This window comes from Variovorax sp. GW821-FHT10C12 (assembly GCF_059415405.1).
In genome coordinates, this window is the sequence record NZ_JBWKNE010000012.1 from 1 (window position 1) to 21,203 (window position 21,203).

The 21,203-nt window shown below is 68.6% G+C and carries 22 protein-coding genes; 12 read left to right on the forward strand and 10 right to left on the reverse strand.

The genetic code is table 11. The features are described 5' to 3' along the window. The 9 genes from AC07OH_RS29895 to gstA all read right to left on the reverse strand — a co-directional run. A partial coding sequence (locus AC07OH_RS29895) for a type VI secretion system Vgr family protein (protein ID WP_495303105.1) occupies window positions 1–1,136 on the reverse strand: 1,136 nt, incomplete at its 3' end. Between the two features lie 143 nt (window positions 1,137–1,279). Further along, a complete protein-coding gene (locus AC07OH_RS29900) occupies window positions 1,280–2,383 on the reverse strand; it encodes an alkene reductase (protein ID WP_307696841.1) in 1,104 nt (367 codons plus the stop codon). A 103-nt stretch (window positions 2,384–2,486) separates the two neighbouring features. Next, window positions 2,487–3,296 (reverse strand): GntR family transcriptional regulator, encoded by an 810-nt coding sequence (locus AC07OH_RS29905; RefSeq protein ID WP_495303106.1) that lies wholly within the window; start codon window positions 3,294–3,296, stop codon window positions 2,487–2,489. Between the two features lie 40 nt (window positions 3,297–3,336). Then, the gene (locus tag AC07OH_RS29910) at window positions 3,337–4,329 is read right to left on the reverse strand and encodes a Bug family tripartite tricarboxylate transporter substrate binding protein (RefSeq protein ID WP_495303107.1); all 993 of its coding nucleotides are present in this window, start codon (window positions 4,327–4,329) and stop codon (window positions 3,337–3,339) included. Next, window positions 4,326–6,143, reverse strand: coding sequence for an acyclic terpene utilization AtuA family protein (locus AC07OH_RS29915; RefSeq protein WP_495303108.1), 1,818 nt, complete (start codon window positions 6,141–6,143; stop codon window positions 4,326–4,328). Before AC07OH_RS29915 ends, AC07OH_RS29910 begins: the two co-directional genes overlap by 4 nt. Next, window positions 6,140–6,925 (reverse strand): enoyl-CoA hydratase/isomerase family protein, encoded by a 786-nt coding sequence (locus tag AC07OH_RS29920; protein ID WP_495303109.1) that lies wholly within the window; start codon window positions 6,923–6,925, stop codon window positions 6,140–6,142. Before AC07OH_RS29920 ends, AC07OH_RS29915 begins: the two co-directional genes overlap by 4 nt. A gap of 16 nt (window positions 6,926–6,941) precedes the next feature. Further along, window positions 6,942–7,775: an enoyl-CoA hydratase/isomerase family protein gene (locus AC07OH_RS29925; protein ID WP_495303110.1), complete on the reverse strand. Its 834-nt coding sequence runs from the start codon at window positions 7,773–7,775 to the stop codon at window positions 6,942–6,944. Continuing rightward, window positions 7,775–9,013, reverse strand: a complete 1,239-nt coding sequence (locus AC07OH_RS29930) for a CaiB/BaiF CoA transferase family protein (protein ID WP_495303111.1) — start codon at window positions 9,011–9,013, stop codon at window positions 7,775–7,777. The genes AC07OH_RS29925 and AC07OH_RS29930 overlap by 1 nt, the downstream gene beginning before the upstream one ends. Window positions 9,014–9,127: 114 nt before the next feature. Continuing rightward, on the reverse strand, window positions 9,128–9,736 hold the full coding sequence (gstA, locus tag AC07OH_RS29935; RefSeq protein WP_492683264.1) for a glutathione transferase GstA: 609 nt from the start codon (window positions 9,734–9,736) through the stop codon (window positions 9,128–9,130). Between the two features lie 190 nt (window positions 9,737–9,926). Between gstA and AC07OH_RS29940 the strand changes: the two genes are divergently transcribed. The 9 genes from AC07OH_RS29940 (at window position 9,927) to AC07OH_RS29980 (ending at window position 18,068) form a co-directional block, all read left to right on the forward strand. Then, complete coding sequence (locus AC07OH_RS29940) at window positions 9,927–10,112, forward strand: DUF1328 family protein (protein WP_495303112.1); 186 nt, start codon at window positions 9,927–9,929, stop codon at window positions 10,110–10,112. Continuing rightward, window positions 10,109–11,017: a transglutaminase-like domain-containing protein gene (locus AC07OH_RS29945; RefSeq protein WP_495303113.1), complete on the forward strand. Its 909-nt coding sequence runs from the start codon at window positions 10,109–10,111 to the stop codon at window positions 11,015–11,017. Before AC07OH_RS29940 ends, AC07OH_RS29945 begins: the two co-directional genes overlap by 4 nt. 176 nt (window positions 11,018–11,193) lie before the next feature. Then, window positions 11,194–13,170, forward strand: a complete 1,977-nt coding sequence (gene mnmG / locus AC07OH_RS29950; protein ID WP_495303114.1) for a tRNA uridine-5-carboxymethylaminomethyl(34) synthesis enzyme MnmG — start codon at window positions 11,194–11,196, stop codon at window positions 13,168–13,170. After that, complete coding sequence (gene rsmG / locus AC07OH_RS29955) at window positions 13,167–13,811, forward strand: 16S rRNA (guanine(527)-N(7))-methyltransferase RsmG (RefSeq protein ID WP_495303115.1); 645 nt, start codon at window positions 13,167–13,169, stop codon at window positions 13,809–13,811. Before mnmG ends, rsmG begins: the two co-directional genes overlap by 4 nt. A gap of 114 nt (window positions 13,812–13,925) precedes the next feature. Next, on the forward strand, window positions 13,926–14,540 hold the full coding sequence (locus AC07OH_RS29960; RefSeq protein ID WP_495303116.1) for a LysE family transporter: 615 nt from the start codon (window positions 13,926–13,928) through the stop codon (window positions 14,538–14,540). Between the two features lie 29 nt (window positions 14,541–14,569). Next, a complete protein-coding gene (locus tag AC07OH_RS29965) occupies window positions 14,570–15,490 on the forward strand; it encodes a ParA family protein (protein ID WP_062473764.1) in 921 nt (306 codons plus the stop codon). Between the two features lie 48 nt (window positions 15,491–15,538). After that, on the forward strand, window positions 15,539–16,084 hold the full coding sequence (locus AC07OH_RS29970) for an RBBP9/YdeN family alpha/beta hydrolase (RefSeq protein WP_495303117.1): 546 nt from the start codon (window positions 15,539–15,541) through the stop codon (window positions 16,082–16,084). Then, on the forward strand, window positions 16,084–17,037 hold the full coding sequence (locus tag AC07OH_RS29975) for a ParB/RepB/Spo0J family partition protein (RefSeq protein WP_062473760.1): 954 nt from the start codon (window positions 16,084–16,086) through the stop codon (window positions 17,035–17,037). Before AC07OH_RS29970 ends, AC07OH_RS29975 begins: the two co-directional genes overlap by 1 nt. Before the next feature lie 131 nt (window positions 17,038–17,168). After that, window positions 17,169–18,068: a CsgG/HfaB family protein gene (locus AC07OH_RS29980; RefSeq protein ID WP_489062305.1), complete on the forward strand. Its 900-nt coding sequence runs from the start codon at window positions 17,169–17,171 to the stop codon at window positions 18,066–18,068. 83 nt (window positions 18,069–18,151) lie between these two features. Here AC07OH_RS29980 and AC07OH_RS29985 read toward each other — a convergent pair whose 3' ends face one another. Next, window positions 18,152–19,576 carry an FAD-binding oxidoreductase gene (locus tag AC07OH_RS29985; RefSeq protein ID WP_070061438.1) on the reverse strand — a complete coding sequence of 475 codons (1,425 nt, stop codon included), beginning with the start codon at window positions 19,574–19,576 and terminating at the stop codon, window positions 18,152–18,154. 76 nt (window positions 19,577–19,652) lie between these two features. Between AC07OH_RS29985 and AC07OH_RS29990 the strand changes: the two genes are divergently transcribed. The 3 genes from AC07OH_RS29990 to AC07OH_RS30000 are packed head-to-tail and all read left to right on the forward strand — an operon-like array spanning window position 19,653 to window position 21,120. Continuing rightward, the gene (locus AC07OH_RS29990) at window positions 19,653–20,153 is read left to right on the forward strand and encodes a DinB family protein (RefSeq protein WP_495303118.1); all 501 of its coding nucleotides are present in this window, start codon (window positions 19,653–19,655) and stop codon (window positions 20,151–20,153) included. A gap of 14 nt (window positions 20,154–20,167) precedes the next feature. Next, a complete protein-coding gene (locus AC07OH_RS29995; RefSeq protein ID WP_062473752.1) occupies window positions 20,168–20,767 on the forward strand; it encodes a cob(I)yrinic acid a,c-diamide adenosyltransferase in 600 nt (199 codons plus the stop codon). Then, window positions 20,764–21,120 (forward strand): hypothetical protein, encoded by a 357-nt coding sequence (locus AC07OH_RS30000; protein WP_070061436.1) that lies wholly within the window; start codon window positions 20,764–20,766, stop codon window positions 21,118–21,120. The genes AC07OH_RS29995 and AC07OH_RS30000 overlap by 4 nt, the downstream gene beginning before the upstream one ends. Window positions 21,121–21,203: the final 83 nt, after the last annotated feature.

Consider the following 21,203-nt stretch of genomic DNA (forward strand, 5'->3'; position numbering starts at 1 on the left):
AAGTCCACCTGCACGCGCCATTGCTGCTTGCGGTCAGGACTGGCTTCGCGGTTCTGGCTGTCTTCGGCCACGTCCTCGATGAGGAAGCGGGTGTCCAGGATCAGGTACTCGGCATTGGCTGATTCCCTCGGGTGCTTCTTCAACTGGAAGGTGCATCCGGGCACCATGCCCCGCAGATTCCCGCTGGCCTGGGCTCTGGCGCCCTGGGTGCGCAGTGCCTGCATGCGCAGCAGGGAGAGCAAGCGACCTTCGCTGTGAGGATCGGTGCCGGCATCAGCCCCCGCATTGGGCTGGGCGTAGTGGCTACCTCCTGCTTCGGGTGCATGCCACTGGTAGACCTCGCCATCGGCCTGCCCCGTGGGGCGTGGATCACTTCTGGAGACACTCAGATCCGCCCTGGGGCGCGTGTAGTCGTAGTCCCGAGTCGCGTACTTCCCACTCGTGAGTTGATGGGCAGGCACGAAGCTGTGGATGTACTCGGCATCGATCTTCCAGCCGGGGGCGTGGTATTCCACCTGCTCGTACAGCGGATCGCCAGCCGCATAGGCCCCCATGGCATCCGAGAGCACCAGGCGGTGCTTGCCGTCCGAATGCTCGAAGTGGTAGCTGATGCCCCATTCCTGGCACAGGCGACAGAAGAAGGCGAAGTCGCTCTCGTTGAACTGGGTCTGGTAGTCGCGCACGGGGTAGTGCTCGATCAGGCGTTTGTCCACGGGGAAGGCGTAGCCGCCCAGGAGTTCGTCCAGGATCTGCACGACGCTGAGGTTCTGGAAGATCCTGCAGTCGGTGCGCAGGGTAGCCAGGTGCAGCCAGGGGCGCAGGGTGAGCTTGTACTGGGCGTGACGCCCTTCTTCGCCCCACAGGGCTGCGTCGGTGATCAGGGCGTTGATCTGGCGAGGGGCAGAACCATCGAGTTCGATCTCGCAGCTGATCTCGCGGCCGATGAAGGCATCCAGGTCGAAGTCGGCGCCAGAAGAGAAACCAGACAAGCCCAGCGCATCGGGGGTCTTGAGGAACAGCTCGTAGGCAAAGAGGCTGTTGATCCCCTCATGCCCCGACAGCCGCACGGGCTCCAGTGCAGCCTGACCAAGAACAACAGGGATCGCAGCAGAAGAAACAGACAGCGTGCGCGGCATCGACGACTTCCTTGAGAGAAGGAGGAGAGGTCGGCGCAGTCTGCAGGGACTGCGCGGCGCACACTGCGAACAATCGTCACCTCACGCGCTGCCCGCGAAAAAGGGCGGAGCAAGCGCGAAGAAGTTGGCGCCGAAGGGCCGACTCAGCCCAACGCCGGATAGTCCGTATACCCCTTCACCCCACCCCCATACATCGTCGCCTTGTCCAGCTCGTTCAACGGCGCGTGTTCGCGCAGGCGGCGCACCAGGTCGGGATTCGAGATGAAGGGCTTGCCGAAGGCCACGAGGTCGTCGCCTTCCTTCACGGCTTCTTCGGCCAGGGGGCGGTCGTAGCCGTTGTTGACCATCCAGGCGGCCTTGCCGCCGGCGGCGCGGTAGGCGGCCTTGAGGGCTTCGTAGTCGAAGGGGCGGTCGGCGATTTCGCGCGGGCCGCCGGTGGCGCCTTCGATGATGTGGATGTAGGCCAGGTTCAGCGGCGCGAGCTGCTGCACGACGTAGGTGAACAGCGGCTGCGGATCGCTGTCGTGCACGTCGTTGGCGGGCGTGACGGGCGACAGGCGGATGCCGGTCTTGCCGCCGCCGACCGCGTCGACCACGGCGCGGGTGGACTCCAGCAGCAGGCGCGCGCGGTTCTTGATGGAGCCGCCGTAGTCGTCGGTGCGCTTGTTGCTGCCGTCCTTGAGGAACTGGTCGAGCAGGTAGCCGTTGGCGCCGTGCAGCTCCACGCCGTCGAAGCCCGCGGTCTCGACGGCGTTGCGTGCGGCCGCGGCATAGGCGTGGACGATGCCGGGCAGTTCGGCCGCGTCGAGCGCGCGCGGCTCCGAGGTTTCGACGAAGGTGGGCACGCCGTCCTTGATGAGCACGGTCTTGGTCTTGGCGGTGATGGCCGAGGGCGCGACGGGCTTGCCGCCACCGGGTTGCAGTTCGGTGTGCGAGACGCGGCCCACGTGCCACAGCTGCACGACGATCTTGCCGCCCTCGGCGTGCACGGCGTCGGTCACGCGCTTCCAGGCGTCGAGCTGCTCGGTGCCGTAGAGGCCGGGCACGTCGGCGTAGCCCTGGCCCTGGTGGCTGATGGCGGTGGCTTCGGTGATGAGCAGGCCGGCGCTGGCGCGCTGGGCGTAGTAGGTGGCGGCGATGTCGGGCGGGATCGCGTTGGGCGAGCGGTTGCGCGTGAGCGGCGCCATCACGATGCGGTTGGCGAGCTGCAGGTCGCCGGCCTGGACGGGGTCGAAAAGGGTGGACATCGTGGATTGAGGGGGCAGAGTTGAAACAGGCGCAAGGCTAAGCCGCCCGCCTCAACCCTGCTGTCGCACGGTTGTCCCGATTGGTGCTAGGGACGACAACAGCTCAGGGCAGCGCCAGGGCCTCGGGGATCAGCGACGCCCCGGCGTTGGCCCAGACGGCGAAGGGCATCTCGATGTCGGACACGAAGCGGTCGCCCCGGTACCAGAAGCGTCCCGCGAGCGCGATGCGGCCCTGGGTGTCGAACACGCGCCGCTCCATGTGCGCGATGGGGGTGGCGAAGGAGCAGTGCAGGTACTGCGCGAGCAGCAGGTCGGCCGGCGCCACGGTGAGCGTCTGCTGCACCTTGTGCATGCGCTCGGCGGCGTGCTGCTCGAGCAGGTGGGCGATCTTGTGGTGCTGCTCGCTGTCGGGCGGGAAGAGCGCGTGGATCTCCGACGCCACATGGATCTCGACGAGGCAGAAGGGCTCGTCGTCGTGCACGTGGATCTTGCGGATGAAGGCGTAGTCCGGGAAGGTGGCGCTGCCGCGTGCCAGCCCTTCGGGCAGCGGCTGTTGGCGGCGCTGCTCGAGGATGTCGAAGCGGATGTTGCGCGCCCGCGGATCGTTGATGGCGTTGCGCAGCAGCGGGTCGGCGCAGGCGGCGGGCTGGGCGGCGACGAAGGTGCCGCGGCCGCGCTGGCTGGTGAGCAGGCCTTCGCGCGCGAGCACGCCGTAGGCCTGGCGCACGGTGACGCGCGCGAGCTTGTAGTCGGCCGCGAGCTGCGCCACGGTGGGCAGCTGCTGGCCGGCCTGCAGTTCGCCGTGGGCGATGCGATGGCGCAGCACGCTGGCCAGCTGCAGGTACTGCGTGACGCCCGCGCCGTGTTCGCCGCCCAGGGGCGAAGGAAGAGGGGACGCGGCGAGAGGGTTCATGTCGGGGCGGTGCGCTGTGCGGCAGTGGAGGCACTGCGCCTCAGGGATTGTCGATGCGCAGCGAGCGGATGAATGGTACCCATCGCGCGCGCTCGGCCCGCCCGTAGGCCTCGGCCTGCGCGGGCGTGGTGGGCCCCAGCGGGTCGGAGGCCCCCTGCGCGAGCCGCGCCTGCACGGCCGGCAGCGCCAGCGCCTGGTTGAGTGCGGCATTGAGTTTGGCGAGCACCTCGGGCGGCGTGCCGGCGGGCGCCATCAGTTCGTTCCAGGTGTAGGCCTCGTAGTCGCGCAGGCCCTGCTCGGCGAAGGTCGGCAGCGCGGGCGCCATCGGGCTGCGCCTGTCGCCCGAGATCGCGAGCATCTTCAGCTTGCCCTGCTTCGCCAGCGGTGCGGTGGAGATCAGCCCGTCGAACAGCAGCTTCACGTGGCCGCCCGAGAGGTCGACCAGCGCGGCGCCGTTGCCCTTGTAGGGCACGTGCAGCAGCTGCACGCCGGCGGCCTTGGCGAAGGCTTCGCCGACGACGTGGCTGATGGAGCCCGGGCCGCCGGAGCCGTAGCTGACCTGGCCCGGCCTGGCCTTCGCCAGCGCGATGAGGTCCTTCAGCGTGCCCGGCATGTCCGCGCTGGCCACGAGCACCAGCGGCGTGCGCGAGACCAGGCCGATGGCCTGCAGGTCTTTCTCGACGTCGAAGGGCAGCGAGCGGTACAGGCCCACGTTCATCACCAGCTGCGAGCTGGTGCCCAGGCCGATGGTGTAGCCGTCGGGCGGGGCCTTGGCGACGGCCTCGGTGCCGATCACGCCGCCGCCACCGCCGCGGTTTTCCACCACCACGCTCTGGCCGAGGCTTTGCGTCATCGCGACCGCGAGTTCGCGCGCGATGGTGTCGTTGCCGCTGCCGGTGCTGAAGGAGACGATGAGGCGGATGGGTCGCGACGGCCAGGCCGGCTGCGCCGGCGCATGCAGTGGCGCGCCGAGCACTGCGGCGGCGCAGCTGCCGAGCACGAGCTTGCGCCGCTGGATGCGCGCGGCGTTCATGGCAGCAGTGCCAGCAGGGCGCTGCTCGCGCGCACCGGCATCGCGAGCAGGATCTGTCCCATGCCCTTGCCCAGCGGGTCGTTGCGCAGCGAGGCCATGCCGCCGCCGCCGAGCGCCTGCTCGCAGACGAAGTTGAAGGCGTCGATGCCGGGCACGTCGTAGCGCGTGACGCGGCCCTTCACCAGGTGCGCGAGCCACGCGGCCACGCGGACCTCAGTGAGCTGCGCACGCAGCAGCGGCAGCAGCGCGGGGTGGCGCGCGATGATGCCGATGTTGGAGGTGTCACCCTTGTCGCCGCTGCGGGCCCACGCGAGGCGGATCAGCGGCACCTCGATGCTGTCGGCGGTGTCGACGTCGGCCTCAGTGACTGGGGAGGCGACCGCCGCACGTGCGCCGCCATCGCCCGCCAGCGTGGGCGGCACCTCGACCGGCGCGCCATCGACCGCGACGCGCGGCTGCACGCGCGCCTTGTCGAGCAGGAACGCGTACTGCCGGATCGACGGCGAGACCGACGCGCGGCCACCGCCCGAGCCCGTGGTGCCCGGCGCCCACGAGGTGCCGGCCGGCGCGACCTCGCGTGCGAACAGCTCCAGGGCCTCCTTGCGCGGGTGCGTCACCGCGAGCCGCAGGATGGCTTCGCGCGTGTGCGTGGCCTGGGCGTGCGGTCCGTAGCAGGACTCGGCGCCCAGCACTTCGAGCTGCGTGCCGCTGTAGGGCCCGAAGCCGGCCGTCGCGATCAGCTCGCCGGTGCGCGTGAGGATCGCCTCGCCGGTGCGCCGCGCCTTGGCCACCGCGTCGAAGCCCACGATGGTGAGCTGCGCCGCGGTCTTGAAGCCTTCGACGTAGGTGGCGCAGACCTTGTAGGTGGCGGTCGGTGCGCGCCCGCGCGCGCCGTGCACGGCCACGCGATGTTCGCCGGCCTGTTCGATGCGCACCTGCGTGAAGTCGGCCACCACGTCGGGCAGCAGGTAGCTTGCGGGGTCGCCGATCTCGTAGAGCATCTGCTCGCCGACCACCGCCGGCGTGAGCTTGCCGCCGGTGCCGGCCGGCTTGGTGACGGCGAAGCTGCCGTCGGCGCTGCACTCGACGATGGGGTAGCCGATGTGGGGCCAGTCGGGCACGGTGTCCCAGTCGGTGTGCAGGCCGCCGGTGGCCTGGCAGCCGCATTCGATGATGTGGCCCGCGAGGCTGCCGGCCGCCAGCAGGTCGTGGTCGCCGGGTTGCCATTTGAATTCGTGCATCAGCACGCCGAGCGTGACGGCCGAGTCGACGCAGCGGCCGGTGATGACCACCTGCGCGCCCGCATCGAGCGCCGCCTGCACGGGCCTGGCGCCGAGGTAGGCGTTCGCGGTGAGCACGCGTTCGGGCAGGGCCGCGCCGCTCTGCAGTTCGCGCACGGGCGGTTGCGATGCGCGCAGCTCTGGCAGCAGCGGCGACACGTCGTCGCCGCTCACCACCGCGATCTTCAGCGCGATGCCCTGCTCGGCGGCGAGCGCGGCCAGTGCGTCGGCGCAGCCTTGCGGGTTGACGCCGCCGGCATTGCTCACGACACGGATGCCTTGCGCCACCACGTCCTTGAGCACGGCCTTCATGGCGACCGAGACGAAGTCGGTGGCGTAGCCCAGTTCGGGCTTCTTCAGCCGCGCGCCGGCAAGGATCGACATGGTGAGTTCGGCCAGGTAGTCGAACACCAGGTAGTCAATCTGTCCGCTGGCCACGAGCTGCGGCGCGCCCACGCTGCTGTCGCCCCAGAAGCCGGAGGCGCCGCCGATGCGGACGACGCGGTTCTTGTCGCTGTGGGTCTTGCTGTTCATCGGCCACTCCATTGCGGTTTGCGTTTTTCGCGGAAGGCGAGCTGGCCCTCCGCGGCGTCTTCGGTGAGGGCGAAGAGGGCGATCTGGCTTTCGGTGAAGGCCATCGATTCCTCGAAGGCCATGGCCTCGATCTTCTTCATGGTGTACAGGCCGCGGCGGATGGCGGCGGGCGACTTGTCGAGCATGCGCCCGAGCAGCCAGTCGACGCTCTCGTCGACGTCGTCGCTCACGCGGTTGACCAGGCCGTGTTCGAGCGCCTGGGCGGCGGTGATGGGCTCGCCGGTGATGCACATCTCGGACAGCACGCGGCGCGGCAGCAGGTCGCCGAGCACGCTGAGCACCTGCGCGGGAAAGAGGCCGACCTTCACCTCGGGCAGGCCGAACACGGCCTGGCTGCTGGCCACGGCCATGTCGCACATGCCCATGAGCCCCATGCCGCCGGCCATGCACGCGCCGTTGACGCGCGCGATGAGCGGCACGGTCGATTGCTTCGCCTGCCGGAACAGGTTGGCGAAGCCCTGGTAGGGCTGCGAGTAATCGAACTTGAACGCGCTGCCGCTTTGCAGGTCGGCGCCCGCGCAGAAGGCGCGCGTGCCCGCACCGGTGATGACGACGGCGCGCACGTCGGTGTTGCGGTTGGCGCGCGCCAGCGCGTCGGACAGGCCCGCGAGCACGTCCGCACTGATGGCGTTGCGGCGTGCTTCGCGGTCGATGGTGAGCCACATCACGGCGCCGCGCATTTCCTCGCGCAGTTCGGTGGTGGACGGGGCGTGGTCGGTCATGCGGTGGGTCCTTGGTTCAAGAGGAAGAGGAGGGGGAGGAAGAGGAAGGCGAGGCGGGCCACTGGAAGCGCGCCGGCCGGCGCTGCGTGAAATCGTCGATGGCCTGGCGGTGGTCGTCGGTCGCGAAGGCCAGGCCTTGCGCCATGGCTTCGAACTCGAACATCGCGTCCATGTCGCTGTCGAAGGTGCGCTGCAGGCCCTGCTTGGTGAGGGCAATGGCGGTGGCGGGGCCGTTCGCCAACGCGGCGGCGAGGGCCTGTGCGTGCGGCAGCAGCGCATCGGCGGCGATGACTTCATGGACGATGCCCCAGTCCATCGCGGTCTGTGCGTCGAGCTCGCGCGCCGACAGCATCAGCGCCTTGGCGCGGTGCAGGCCCACGCTGCGTGCGAGCGTGAAGAGCGCGCCGCAGTCGGGCACGAGGCCCACCTTCATGAACGACATGCAGAAGCGCGCGCTGGGCGCGGCCAGCACGATGTCGGCCGTGAGCGCAAGACCGAAGCCGCCGCCGTAGGCGCAGCCCTCGACGGCCGCGATGACGGGCTTGTCGCTGTGCATCAGCAGGCGCATGCCGGCCTGTGCGTCCTTCATGCGCAGTCGGCCTGCGGCAGCTTCGAGGCGCTCGATCTCGCGCATGCCCTTGACGTCGCCGCCCGCGCAGAAGTGGCCGCCGCGTCCGGTGAGGACGATGGCGCGAACCTGCGGGTCTTCGACGGCATGGCGGATCGCATCGAACATCTGCGCGCGCATCTCGAGGTCGAAGGCGTTGCGGCGTTCGGGCCGGTCGAGCGCGAGGGTGGCGACGTGGCCGTCGATGTCGCAGGCGACGAAGGAAGAAGTGGTGGTGGTCATCAGGATGCGCGCACGGCGCGGTTGTGAATGAGGGTGTCGATGCGCGCGTCGTCGTAGCCCGCTTCGCGCAGCACCTCGCGGCTGTGCTGGCCCAGGCGCGGCGGCGGCGTGGCGGGGCCGGGCGGCGTGCCGGACCATTCGCTGGGCACGGCCATCTGGCGGATGCGTCCGACGTCGGGGTGGTCCATCTCGCTGAAGAAGCCGATGTCCTGCAGGTGGGCGTCGGTGAGCAGCGTGTCGAAGGTGTGCATCGGGAACACCGGGATGTCGGTGCCCGCGAGCAGGGCCTGGCATTCGGCGGTGGTGCGCGTGGCGAGCGCCTCGCCGACCATCGCGTAGAGCGCGTCGATGTGTCGTGTGCGCGCGCGGATGTCGGCAAAGCGCGGGTCGCTGTCGAACAGCGCGGGCTGGCCGATGGCTGCGAGGAAGGCGCGCCACTGCGGGTCGGTGTAGATGAGGCAGCAGACATGGCCGTCGCGCGTCGGGTAGGGCCGGCGCTCGGGCGAGAGCAGGCGCGGGTAGCCGAAGTCGCCCTGCGGCGGCACGAAGGTCTGGTTGTAGAGGTGGTCGCCGAGCACCTGCGGCACCATGGTCTCGAACATCGGCACGTCGATGCGCTGGCCGCGGCCGGTGCGCTCGCGGCCGTAGAGCGCGGCGCTGATCACGCCGAAGGCGTACAGGCCCACGCTGCGGTCGGCGATGGTGATGGGCAGGTAGCGCGGCGTGCCGTCGGGGCTGCCCATGGCCATGGCCTGGGGCAGGGCGCAGGCGGCCTGGATGAGGTCGTCGAAGGCGGCGCTCGCGGCATGGCGTCCGCGCTGCGAGAAGCCGAACATGCCGACGTAGAGCAGGCGCGGGTTGAGGGCGGCCAGCGCGTCGTAGCCCAGGCCCAGGCGCTCCATGGCCTGCGGGCGCACGTTGTAGGTGAGCACGTCGGCGTCGCGCACGAGGTCGAGCAGCGCGGCGCGGCCTTCGGGCGACTTCAGGTCGAGCGCGATGCTGCGCTTGTTGCGGTTCATGCCCAGGAACAGCGGGCCCATCTTCTGCTGGCCCTGGGCGCCGATGCCGCGCACCACGTCGCCCTCGGGCGCTTCGACCTTGATCACGTCGGCGCCGAGGTCGCCGAGCATCTGCGTGGCCGAAGGGCCCATGAAGATGGTGGTGACGTCGACGACGCGCACGCCGGTGAGCGGGCCGCGTGCACAGGGTTCGTCCTGGGGGGAGGAAGGAGAAGACATCGGCCTCAATCTCTAAAGTTCTATTTATAGAGTTTATGAGGCGAAAGAAAAGCCGCGCAAGGCGGCTTCTGGCTGAATCGATCCGGGTTTTCCCCCGGATCGGTGGGCTTCGGCTTACTTCAGCAGGCCTTCGGCCTTCATCGCTTCCTGGACGGCGGGGCGGGCGGCCACGCGGGCGTGCCAGGCCAGCACGTTGGGGAAGCCCGAGATGTCCAGACCGGTGGGCTTGGACCAGTTGGTCACGGTGAACAGGTAGCCGTCGGCCACGCTGAAATGCTCGCCCATCAGGTACTGCTTGTTGGCGAGTTCGCTGTCGAGCCATTCGAAGCGGGCCTTGAGCTTGTCCTTGGAGATGGTCTTGGCTTCCTCGGGCATGGCCGGGTTGAACAGCGGGCTGAAGCCCTTGTGCATCTCGGTGCCGATGAAGGTCAGCCATTCCTGCAGGCGGTAGCGCGGCATCGTGCCGTTGGCGGGCGCGAGGTTCTTGGTGGGGGCGAGGTCGGCAATGTACTGGACGATGGCCGGGCCTTCGCGCAGGCGGGTGCCGTCGTCGAGCTCGAGCATCGGCACGTAGCCCAGCGGGTTGATGCCGTAGTAGTCGGTGCCGTCCTGCAGCTTGTGGCTCTTGGTGCTGGCCAGCACGGGCTCGAAGGCGATGCCCGCTTCGTGCAGCGCGATGTGGGGGGAGAGCGAGCAGGCGCCGGGCGAGTAGTACAGCTTCATTCGAAAACACTCCAATGGATAGAAGGAAAAGATCTGTGTGACCGCAGGGGATGCTAGCGGGTTTGGCCGCATCGCGTTTTTGTCCTACGGCGGCTTGCGCGCACCGACTATCGGGTGGCTGGTCGGGGCTTCCTACAGTCCGGACACGGCGGCGCATGCCCGCTGCAAAGCAACCAAGGAGTGGTTCACCATGCTCAAGTACGCGATCATTTTTGCGGTCATCTCGCTCGTAGCGGGTCTGCTGGGCTTCGGCGGTGTGGCGGCCGGTGCGGCAGGCATCGCCAAGCTGCTGTTCGGCCTGTTCCTCGTGCTGGCGGTGCTGTTCGTGGTGCTGGCCGCACTCGGGGTCGGCACGGTGAAGAAGGCGCTCGATTGACCGCCTTGCCGCATGCCATGCACCTGTCGCACATCGACCTGCGCCTGGCGTACGAGGTCGACGCGCCGGCGCACCTGCGGCTGAACATCGAGGCCGCGCGCACGGGCGCGCAGGCGGTGCTGGCCGAAACGCTCACCATCGAACCGCCCGCGCGGCTGCGGGTGGGCTGCGAGGCCGACAGCGGCAATCGCTTCGTGCGTTTCGACGCGGCGCCCGGCCCGCTGACCATCGCCTACCGCGCGACGGTGCGGCGTCCGGTGGTGCATGTGCCGACCACCTTGCCCGAGGTGCCGGTGAGCCAGCTGCCCGACGCGGTGCTGGGCGACCTGCTGCCCACGCGCTACTGCGAGTCCGACCTGCTGGCGCGCTGCGCCCAGCAGCTCTTCGGCGACCTGCCGCCGGGCATCGGCCGCGTGCAGGCGATTGCCGACTGGATCCACGACAGCATCGTCTACGTGCCGGGCAGCAGCGACTCGACCACCACGGCGCGCGAAGTGTTCGTGCAGCGCGCCGGCGTGTGCCGCGACTTCGCGCACCTGGGCATCACCTTCTGCCGCGCGCTCAACATCCCGGCGCGGCTGGTGGTGGGCTACGTGTGGTTCGACGAGCCGCCGCAGGATTTCCATGCCGTGTTCGAAGCCTGGCTCGGCGGACAGTGGGTGCTGTTCGACCCGACGCGCATGGCGCCTGTCGACCGGCTGGTGCGCGTGGGCACGGGGCGCGACGCGAAGGACGTGGCCTTCTCCACGATTTTTGGCGCCGTGCGCATGGCCGACAAGAAGCTCACGGTGCAGGAGCTGCAGGACGAGCGCGCGGTGCCGCCGCGCACGCCGGCGCCCAGCGGCGAGTTGCGCGGCATCGAAAAACCCGATCCGGTGCCGGAGCCTGCGCAAGCGCCCGCCTGATGGGGGTTGGATGCTATTAAATACATAGCAAACTCCACAATGACGACAGGGGTTCTGGCCATTTTTGGCGTGGCCCCCTAGCTTGTCCACACCGGGGGCACGACAGGGCATCGCCGCTTAAAATTAGTGCCCTTTTTTGCGCCGCGCACGCGTCCTGTGGTGCGCTCCCTTTTCCAATGCTGTACCCCGAAGAATTCGATGTGATCGTCGTCGGCGGTGGCCATGCCGGCACCGAAGCCGCGCTCGCTTCCGCACGCATGGGCGCCAAGACGCTGCTGCTCTCCCACAACATCGAGACGCTGGGGCAGATGAGCTGCAACCCGTCGATCGGCGGCATCGGCAAGGGCCACCTCGTGAAGGAGGTCGACGCGCTCGGCGGCGCCATGGCCATTGCCACGGACGAGGCGGGCATCCAGTTCCGCATCCTCAATTCGAGCAAGGGCCCGGCCGTGCGCGCCACGCGTGCGCAGGCCGACCGCGTGCTGTACAAGGCCGCGATCCGCCACCGCCTGGAGAACCAGCCGAACCTGAGCCTGTTCCAGCAAGCCGTCGACGACCTGATGATCGAAGGTGACCGCGTCGTCGGTGCCGTTACGCAGGTGGGCATTTCTTTCCGCGCGCGCACCGTGGTGCTGACCGCGGGCACGTTCCTCGACGGCCGCATCCACGTCGGCCTCGACAACTACCAGGCCGGCCGCGCGGGCGACCCGCCGGCCATCAGCCTGTCGGCGCGCCTGAAGGAACTCAAGCTGCCGCAGGGCCGCCTGAAGACCGGCACGCCGCCGCGCCTGGACGGCCGCAGCATCGACTTCTCGAAGTGCACCGAACAACCCGGCGACGGCATGCCCGGTGGGGCAGGGCCGATGCCCGTGTTCAGCTTCATGGGCAAGGTCGAGATGCACCCGCAGCAGATGCCGTGCTGGGTGACGCACACCAACCAGCGCACGCACGACATCATCCGCTCGGGCTTCGACCGCAGCCCGATGTTCACCGGCAAGATCGACGGCGTCGGTCCGCGCTACTGCCCGAGCGTCGAAGACAAGATCAACCGCTTCGCCGACAAGGACAGCCACCAGATCTTCCTCGAGCCCGAAGGCCTGACGACCAACGAGTACTACCCGAACGGGATCTCGACCAGCCTGCCGTTCGACATCCAGTACCAGCTGGTGCGTTCGATGCCGGGCCTGGAAAACGCCCACATCCTGCGCCCGGGCTACGCCATCGAGTACGACTACTTCGATCCGCGCGAGCTCAAGAGCAGCTTCGAAACCCGCGCGATCCGCGGCCTGTTCTTTGCCGGACAGATCAACGGCACCACCGGCTACGAAGAGGCGGCGGCCCAGGGCCTGTTCGCCGGCATCAATGCCGCACTGCAGTGCCGGGGCGAAGACGCCTGGCTGCCGCGCCGCGACGAGGCCTACCTCGGCGTGCTGGTCGACGACCTGATCACCAAGGGCGTGACCGAGCCGTACCGCATGTTCACCAGCCGCGCCGAGTTCCGGCTGCAGCTGCGCGAGGACAACGCCGACATGCGCCTGACCGAAGCAGGGCGCAAGCTGGGCCTCGTGGACGACGCGCGCTGGGACGCTTTCAGCCGCAAGCGCGACGCTGTTTCACGTGAAACAGAGCGGCTCAAGTCGATCTGGGTGAACCCGCGCAACCTGCCGGCGGCCGAGTCGGCCCGGGTGCTGGGCAAGGCCATCGAGCACGAATACAACCTGGCCGACCTGCTACGCCGGCCCGACGTGAACTACGAAACCCTGATGTCGCTGGACGGCGGCAAGTACGCCGCCAGCACGGCCTTGGGCGAATCCGAGATCGAGCAGATCGAGATCTCGGCCAAGTACTCCGGCTACATCGAGCGTCAGCACGACGAAGTGGAGCGCGCCGCCCACTTCGAGAACCTGAAGCTGCCGGCCGATTTCGACTACGGCCAGGTCAAGGCCCTGAGCTTCGAGGTGCGCCAGAAGCTGGACAAGCACCGGCCCGAAACGCTTGGGCTGGCATCGCGCATCTCGGGTGTGACGCCCGCCGCGATCTCGCTGCTGATGATTCACCTGCGCAAGGGCGGGCACAAGGCCTTCGCCCGCGATGCCGCCGACACCACAACAACCGCTGAAGCTGCTGCCACCGAGCCGCACACCGCACCATGAGCGCAACGCCCCTCGACACGCTGCGCGCAGGCGCAGCCGCCCTGGGCGTGGCCCTGTCCGACACGCAGGGCGAACAGCTGCTGGCCTACGGCACGCTGATGCTCAAGTGGAACAAGGTCTACAACCTGACGGCCGTGCGCGACCCGGCCGGCGTCATGACGCACCACCTGCTCGACAGCCTCGCGGCCGTCGCACCGCTGCAGCGCGAGTGGGCAGGGGAGGGCAGGCTGCTCGACGTCGGCTCCGGCGGCGGTCTGCCGGGCGTGGTGATCGCCATCATGCGGCCCGACATCGAGGTCAGCTGCCTCGATGCCGTCGCCAAGAAGGCGGCCTTCGTCCAACAGGTGGCGGCCGAACTGGAGCTGCCGAACCTGCGCGGCCTGCACGCGCGAGTCGAATCGCTGGCCGGCAGCTACGAGGTGATCAGCTCGCGCGCCTTCGCGTCGCTGCCCGATTTCTTCAACGGCTCGGTGCATCTGCTGGCACCGGGCGGCGTCTGGCTGGCCATGAAGGGCAAGGTGCCGACCGACGAACTGGCCGCCTTGCCGGCCGGCGTCGCAGTGTTTCACGTGGAACAACTGACGGTGCCGGGCCTGGACGCCGAGCGCTGCATCGTCTGGGCGCGCAAAGAGGCCGCCTGATTTCGTAAAAGATGCGACGGCGCCGGCAAAAGCTGGTGCCGGAGCAATCTTCCCGGCGCTGGCCTGCCTTAGACTCGAAGCCTCCCCCTGGCTCTCTTTTTCGAGGCAAATCCCATGTTCGGCATCGCTGACTACGGCGCATTCGTCGCCGCCATCGTCCTGTTCCTTCTGATTCCCGGTCCGGGCAATCTGGCGCTGATCACCTCGACCAGCAAAGGCGGCATTCGTGGCGGCCTGGCAGCGACCTTCGGCGTGATCCTGGGAGACCAGGTGCTGATGTGGGCGGCGGTGGCGGGCGTGTCGGCCGTGCTGGCTGCTTACCCGGCGGCCTTCAAGGCGGTGCAGTGGCTGGGCGCCGCCTATCTGGCGTGGCTCGGCTTCAAGATGCTCCTGGCCAAGCCCGGTGCGGCACCGATCTTGAACATCCGCCCGAGCCACTTCCTGCGCCAGACCTTGATGATCACCTTGCTGAACCCCAAGGCGATCGTGTTCTACATGGCCTTCTTCCCGCTGTTCGTCGACCCGGCGCGCCACCAGGGCGTCATCACTTTCGGTGCCATGGCCGTGACCATCGCCGTGCTGACCTTCCTGTACGGCCTGACCTCGACGCTGCTCACGCACTTCCTGGCCGAGCGCATCCGCGCCAATCCCCGCATCTCGGCCACGCTCGAAAAGCTGGCCGGCACCTTCCTGATTGCCTTCGGCATCAAGCTCGCGATCTCGCGCTGACCGACCCCGACGACCCGCACTGACGACACATGGCCAAGATTTTCTGCATCGCCAACCAGAAGGGCGGCGTCGGCAAGACCACCACCACTGTCAATCTCGCCGCCGGCCTGGCCAAGGTGGGCCAGCGGGTGCTGATGATCGACCTCGATCCCCAGGGCAACGCGACCATGGGTTCGGGCATCGACAAGCGCCAGCTGGAGCTCACGGTGTACGACGTGCTGCTCGAGTCGGCCTCGGTGGCCGAGGCGCGGGTGAAGTCCGACAAGCTCGTCGAGGCGGAAGCCAGCTACGACGTGCTGGGTGCCAACCGTGAGCTGGCCGGCGCCGAAGTCGAAATGGTGGCGCTCGACCGCCGCGAAAAACGCCTGCGCACCGCGCTGGCCGCGGTCGGTGCCGAGTACGACTTCGTGCTGATCGACTGCCCGCCGAGCCTGAGCCTGCTGACGCTCAACGGCCTGTGCGCGGCCCACGGCGTGATCGTGCCGATGCAGTGCGAGTACTTCGCGCTCGAAGGGCTCACGGACCTGGTCAACACCATCAAGCAGGTGCACGCCAACCTCAACAAGAACCTGCAGATCATCGGCCTGCTGCGCGTGATGTTCGATCCGCGCATCACGTTGCAGCAGCAGGTGAGCGAGCAGCTCAAGTCCCACTTCGGCGACAAGGTGTTCGACACCGTGATCCCGCGCAATGTGCGCCTGGCCGAAGCGCCGAGCTACGGCCTGCCGGGCGTGGTGTTCGACCCGTCCGCCCGCGGCAGCCAGGCCTTCATCGCCTTCGCGGAAGAGCTGGTCGCCAAGATGCCGCCCGCGAGCGCCTTTGCGTCGGGCGCGGTGGCGCCGCCGGTCACGCCCCCGCCGCGCGTGGTGCCCGACCTGCCGATTCCCGACGATGTGCTGGCCGCTGCGCCTTCTGCTTCCGTCGCCGATACCGATCAAAACCCCGTCTGATGCTCGCCCAATGGGCGGCAGGCGCTATCAAGTTCGTAGCAACCAGCCATGAGTGAACCCCGCATCCTGCTGCTGCCCGGATGGCAGAACAGCGGCCCTGGCCATTGGCAGACCCTCTGGGAGTCGGTCTACGGCGACCACCGCATCGACCAGCACGAGTGGATGCGCCCGCTGCGCGGCGACTGGTCGATCCGCCTCGAAGAGGAAGTGCTGGCCGCGCCGGGCCAAGTGGTGCTGGCCGCTCACAGCCTCGGCTGCATCCTTACCGCCGCCTGGGCCGCACATTCGCGTAACACGCACAAAGTGCGCGGCGCGCTGCTGGTGGCCCCCGGCGACCTGGAGCGCGACGACCTGCGCCAACTGATTCCCGGCTGGGCGCCCATCGTGCGCCGGCCGCTGCCGTTTCCGGCCGTGCTCATCGCCGCCAACGACGACCCGTACTGCGAAGCCTCGCGCTCGAAGCAGCTGGCCAGCGATTGGGGCGCACGCTTCATCGATGCCGGCACCGGCGGCCACCTGAACGCCGAATCCGGCCTGGGCGACTGGCCCGAAGGCCGGCAACTCCTGAACGACCTCTCGAAAGACACGCACTGATGGCGACCAAGAAACCCAAGGGCCTGGGCCGCGGCCTCGAAGCGCTGCTCGGCCCGACGGCCGCACCCTCCGCCGACCCACTCGGCAATGGCGGCGACCGCGCCACGGAAGAGGGCGGCGCCCCGCAGAACCCCAACACCCTGAAGCTCGACCAGATGGTGGCCGGCGTCTACCAGCCGCGCACCCGCATGGACGAGGGCGCGCTGTACGAGCTGGCCGAGAGCATCAAGGTGCAGGGCATCATGCAGCCGATCCTGGTGCGCCGGCTCGACGCCGAGTCGGCCGCGGCCAAGAACGCCGAGTACGAAATCATCGCGGGCGAGCGGCGCTTCCGTGCCGCCCGGCTCGCCGGCCTGGACACCGTGCCGGTGCTGGTGCGCGACGTGCCCAACGAGGCCGCGGCGGCCATGTCGCTCATCGAGAACATCCAGCGCGAAGACCTCAACCCGCTGGAAGAAGCCCAAGGCCTGCAACGCCTGGTGACCGAGTTTGGGCTCACTCACGAAATGGCGGCCCAGGCCGTCGGCCGTTCGCGCAGTGCCGCCAGCAACCTGCTGCGCCTGCTGAACCTGGCCGAGCCCGCCCAGCTGATGCTGATGGCCGGCGACATCGACATGGGCCACGCGCGCGCGCTGCTGTCGCTCGACCGCGGCACGCAGATCACCGCCGCCAACCAGATCGCCGCCAAGAAGATGTCGGTGCGCGAGGCCGAGGCGCTGGTGAAGAAGCTCGCGGCCGAGTTCACACTCACGCCCTCGCGGCGTGGCAATGCCGGCGAGAAGTCGCGCGACCTGCAGCGCGTGGAAGAAGAGCTGGCCGACCTGCTCACGGCCGAGGTCGAGGTGCGCATCAAGAAGCGCACGAAGCGCGGCGAAAGCGGCGAGCTGGCGATCCACTTCGGCTCCATCGAAGCACTCAACGGACTCATCGAGCGCATCCGCCGAACGGCCTAGTTCGACCTGTGTTGCGAAGACGGACCCCAGCGTTCGTTTGATTGATTCCTGCAATCCTTTGCGCGTATCCTCGATCGCGGTTTTTCTTTCAGCCCTGCAAGACCACCACCATCGAAACGAGGGAGTCCACCATGCCGTTCTTCGCCACCAAGTTCCCGCTCGCCGCAGTCGCCGTCGGCGCATTGCTGCTCACGGGCTGCGCCACCACCGACATGCAGATGGGCAGCCAATCGGCCAAGACCATGGCCACGGGCAGCGCTGCGGGCGGTGCCACCTCGGGCGAGAGCAGCCAGCTCGAGCGCTGCGAATCGCCGCTCGGGACCGTGTCGCTGGTCGAGAACGTCAACGCCGGCTGGTACACGATCCTCACGGGCGAGTACCGTCTGCCGCCTACTGCAAATCTGTTGCGTTTGCTGGTGCAGCAGTCGAACTGCTTCGTGGTGGTCGAGCGCGGCGCCGCTGGCATGAACGCGATGACGCGTGAACGTGCGCTGCAGCAGTCGGGCGAGATGCGCGGTGGCAGCAACTTCGGCCGCGGCCAGATGGTGGCGTCCGACTATGGCCTGTCGCCCGAGATCGTGTTCAGCAACAGCGATGCCGGCGGCATCGGCGGCGCGCTCGGCGGCCTCGTGGGCGGCGGCCGTGGCCGTGCCATCGCGGCCGTCGGCGGCAGCATGCAGACCAAGGAAGCCAGCGCGCTGTTGACGCTCATCGACAACCGCTCGGGCGTGCAGGTCGCAGCAGCCGAAGGCAGCGCCTCCAAGACCGACTTCGGCGCCTTCGGTGGCCTGGCCGGTCGCAGCGGCGCCGGTGGCCTTGGCGGCTACACGAACACCGCGCAGGGCAAGGTGATCGCCGCGGCCTTCATGGACGCCTTCAACCAGATGGTCCGTTCGCTGCGCAACTACAAGGCGCAGACGGTGCGCGGCCAGGGCCTGGGTGGCGGCGGCCGCCTGGGCGTGGACGGCGGTGCGGCACCGTCGCAGACCTACGTGCCGCCGGAGCAGGCGCCGGCGCGTCGCCGCAAGTAAACAACGCTGGCCTTCGGGCCACGAAAAAGCCCGGCGCTCTTGCGAGCCGCCGGGCTTTTTCATTGATGCGTGATCGCGAGGGGTCAGAGGCTGAAGATCTTGCCCGGATTCATGATGTTCTTCGGATCGAGCGCGCGCTTGATCGTGCGCATCATGTCGATCGCGCCCACGCCGGCTTCGGTCACCAGGAAGTCCATCTTGTGCAGGCCCACGCCGTGCTCGCCGGTGCAGGTGCCTTCGAGCGCCAGTGCGCGGCTCACCAGCGCGTGGTTCAGCTCTTCGGCCTTCACGCGCTCTTCGGGGATGTTCGGGTCGAGCAGGTAGCCGAAGTGGAAGTTGCCGTCGCCCACGTGGCCGACGAGGAAGTAGGGGATGCCGCTGGCATCGGCTTCGGCCACCGAGTCGAGCAGGCAGTCGGCCAGGCGCGAGATCGGCACGCAGGTGTCGGTCGAGATCACGCGGCAGCCCGGGCGCGACTGCACGGCCGCGAAGTAGCTGTTGTGCCGCGCGGTCCACAGGCGCGTGCGTTCTTCCGGCGTGCTGGCCCATTCGAAGGCGTTGCCGCCGTGGCCGCTGGCCAACTCTTGCACCGTCTCGGCCTGCTCCTTCACGCCGGCGGGCGAGCCGTGGAATTCCATCAGCAGCATCGGCTCTTCGCGCAGGTTCAGCTTGGCGTAGGCGTTCACCATGCGCACCGTGTTCACGTCGATCAGTTCCACGCGCGCGATCGGCACGCCCAGCTGGATCGTCTCGATGGTGGTGCGCACCGCGGCCTCGATGCTCGGGAACGAGCAGATCGCCGCCGACACCGCCTCGGGCAACGGGTAGATGCGCAGCGTGACCTCGGTGACCACGCCCAGCGTGCCTTCGCTGCCCACCATGAGGCGCGTGAGGTCGTAGCCGGCCGACGACTTCTTGGCGCGCGTGCCGGTGCGGATGATGTCGCCGCTGGCCGTGACCACTTCGAGCGCCAGCACGTTCTCGCGCATCGTGCCGTAGCGCACCGCGTTCGTGCCGCTGGCGCGCGTGGCCGTCATGCCGCCGATGGAGGCGTCGGCGCCCGGGTCGATGGGGAAGAACAGGCCCGTGCTCTTGATCTCTTCGTTGAGCTGCTTGCGCGTGACGCCCGGCTGCACCGTCACCGTGAGGTCGTCGGCGTTGATCGACAGCACCTGGTTCATGCGCGACACATCGATGCTGATGCCGCCTTGCACCGCGAGCAGATGGCCTTCGAGCGAGGAGCCCACGCCGAAGGGAATGACCGGCACGCTGTGCTCGCTGGCGAGCTTCACGGCATCGGCAACATCTTGCGTGCTTTCGGCGAACACCACGGCCGCGGGCGGCGGTGCGTCGAACGACGACTCGTCGCGCCCGTGCTGCGTGCGCACCGCCATCGCCGTGGAACAGTTGTCGCCGAAGCGTGCCTTCAGCCCGTCGATCAGGGCTGCGGGGACATCGCGCAGATGAAGCGCCGGCATCAGGTGCGAGGTGGAAGTCGGGGCGTTCATCGGGCGTCTCCTGGAGGGGCTGAGGGGGATCGGCCATTTTACGGAGCGCGCACCATAATGCGCTTCGGTAAAAGACATGAACCCCACGACCCTTGCAGCCCTCGCGGCCTTTCCCTCGCAGCTCGAAGCTCACTACGCGGCCATTCCCAAAGCCTTTCGGCATTGGGCGCCGCCTTCGTGGGAGGGCGTGCCCAGCGAGGCCTTCACCGCCATCGAGCAGCTGTGCCATGTGCGCGACATCGAGATCGAGGGCTACCACGTGCGCTTTCGCCGCACGCTGGCCGAGATCCATCCGACGCTCGCATCGATCGACAGCGAGCCGCTGGCCATCGAGCGCCACTACGGCGCGGCCGACGCGACGACGGTGCTCGCCGAGTTCCGCCTGGCGCGCGTGCAGACGATGGAAATCATCTCGCAGCTGAGCGACGCACAGCTCGCGCGCACGGCCGTGTTCGAGGGCTACGGCCCGCTCACGATGCGCAGCCTCATCCATTACCTGTGCAGCCACGACCAGCAGCATCTGGCCGGACTGCAATGGCTGGCCGGCAAGATCGACGCCGCCAGCGTCACGACCTGAACCGAGGAGCGCCCATGGGCAACCGACTTTCCCAGATCGCCACCCGCACCGGCGACGACGGCACCACCGGCCTGGGCGACAACACCCGCGTGCCCAAGGACCACCTGCGCGTGCACGCGATGGGCGACGTGGACGAACTCAACTCGCACATCGGCGTGTTGCTGTGCGAGCCGCTGCCAGAGCCCGTGCGCGAGCTGCTGGTCGACGTGCAGCACCAGCTCTTCAACCTCGGCGGCGAACTCTCGATGCCGGGTTTCACGCTGCTCAAGCCCGAGGCGCTGCTGCAGATCGACAACGCGCTGGCCGACCACAACGCCGCCTTGCCGCGCCTGGCCGAATTCATCCTGCCCGCCGGCACGCGCGCCGCCTCGCTCGCGCATGTGTGCCGCACCGTGGCGCGGCGTGCCGAGCGCGCCGTGGTGTCGCTGGGCGCCACCACCGAACTCAACGACGCGCCGCGCCAGTACCTCAACCGGCTCAGCGATCTGCTCTTCGTGCTCGCGCGTGTGCTCAACCGCATGAACGGCGGCGACGACGTGTACTGGAAGAGCGAACGCATGGCCCGCGCGGCCGCCGCCGAATCCGAAGACCACTCCCAGGGGACGACGCCATGAAGAAGCTTCACATCACCACCGCATCGCTCGCCGCCATCGCCGCCGCGCTCTGGCTGCCCGTCACCGCGCAGGCGCAAAGCGCCGACAACCCGCCCCAGGCCGAACGCGCCCACACGATCAAGTCGCCCTCGCGCAGCGGCAAGGTCGTGGGCAGCGTGCAGCGCGGCACCAACGCCGCCGGCCGCGGCGTCAACCGCGCCGATGCGGCCACGCGGCGCGGCGTGAGCAACGTGTCGGAAAAAGCCAGCCGGCCCGTGCGCAACGTGGGCGAGGCCTTCGGACGCAAGCTGGCACCGGGCTCGAGTGGGCGCGCGGCGCCGCCGCCTGTGGGGCCGCAGGGCAACGCGCCCTGAGTCTTTGCTGCGGTCGTTGATCGGCCGCACACCAGCGCTGCGTCCCGTGCGCAGGGCACTGGGTGCTTCCCGCAGCGAAATCA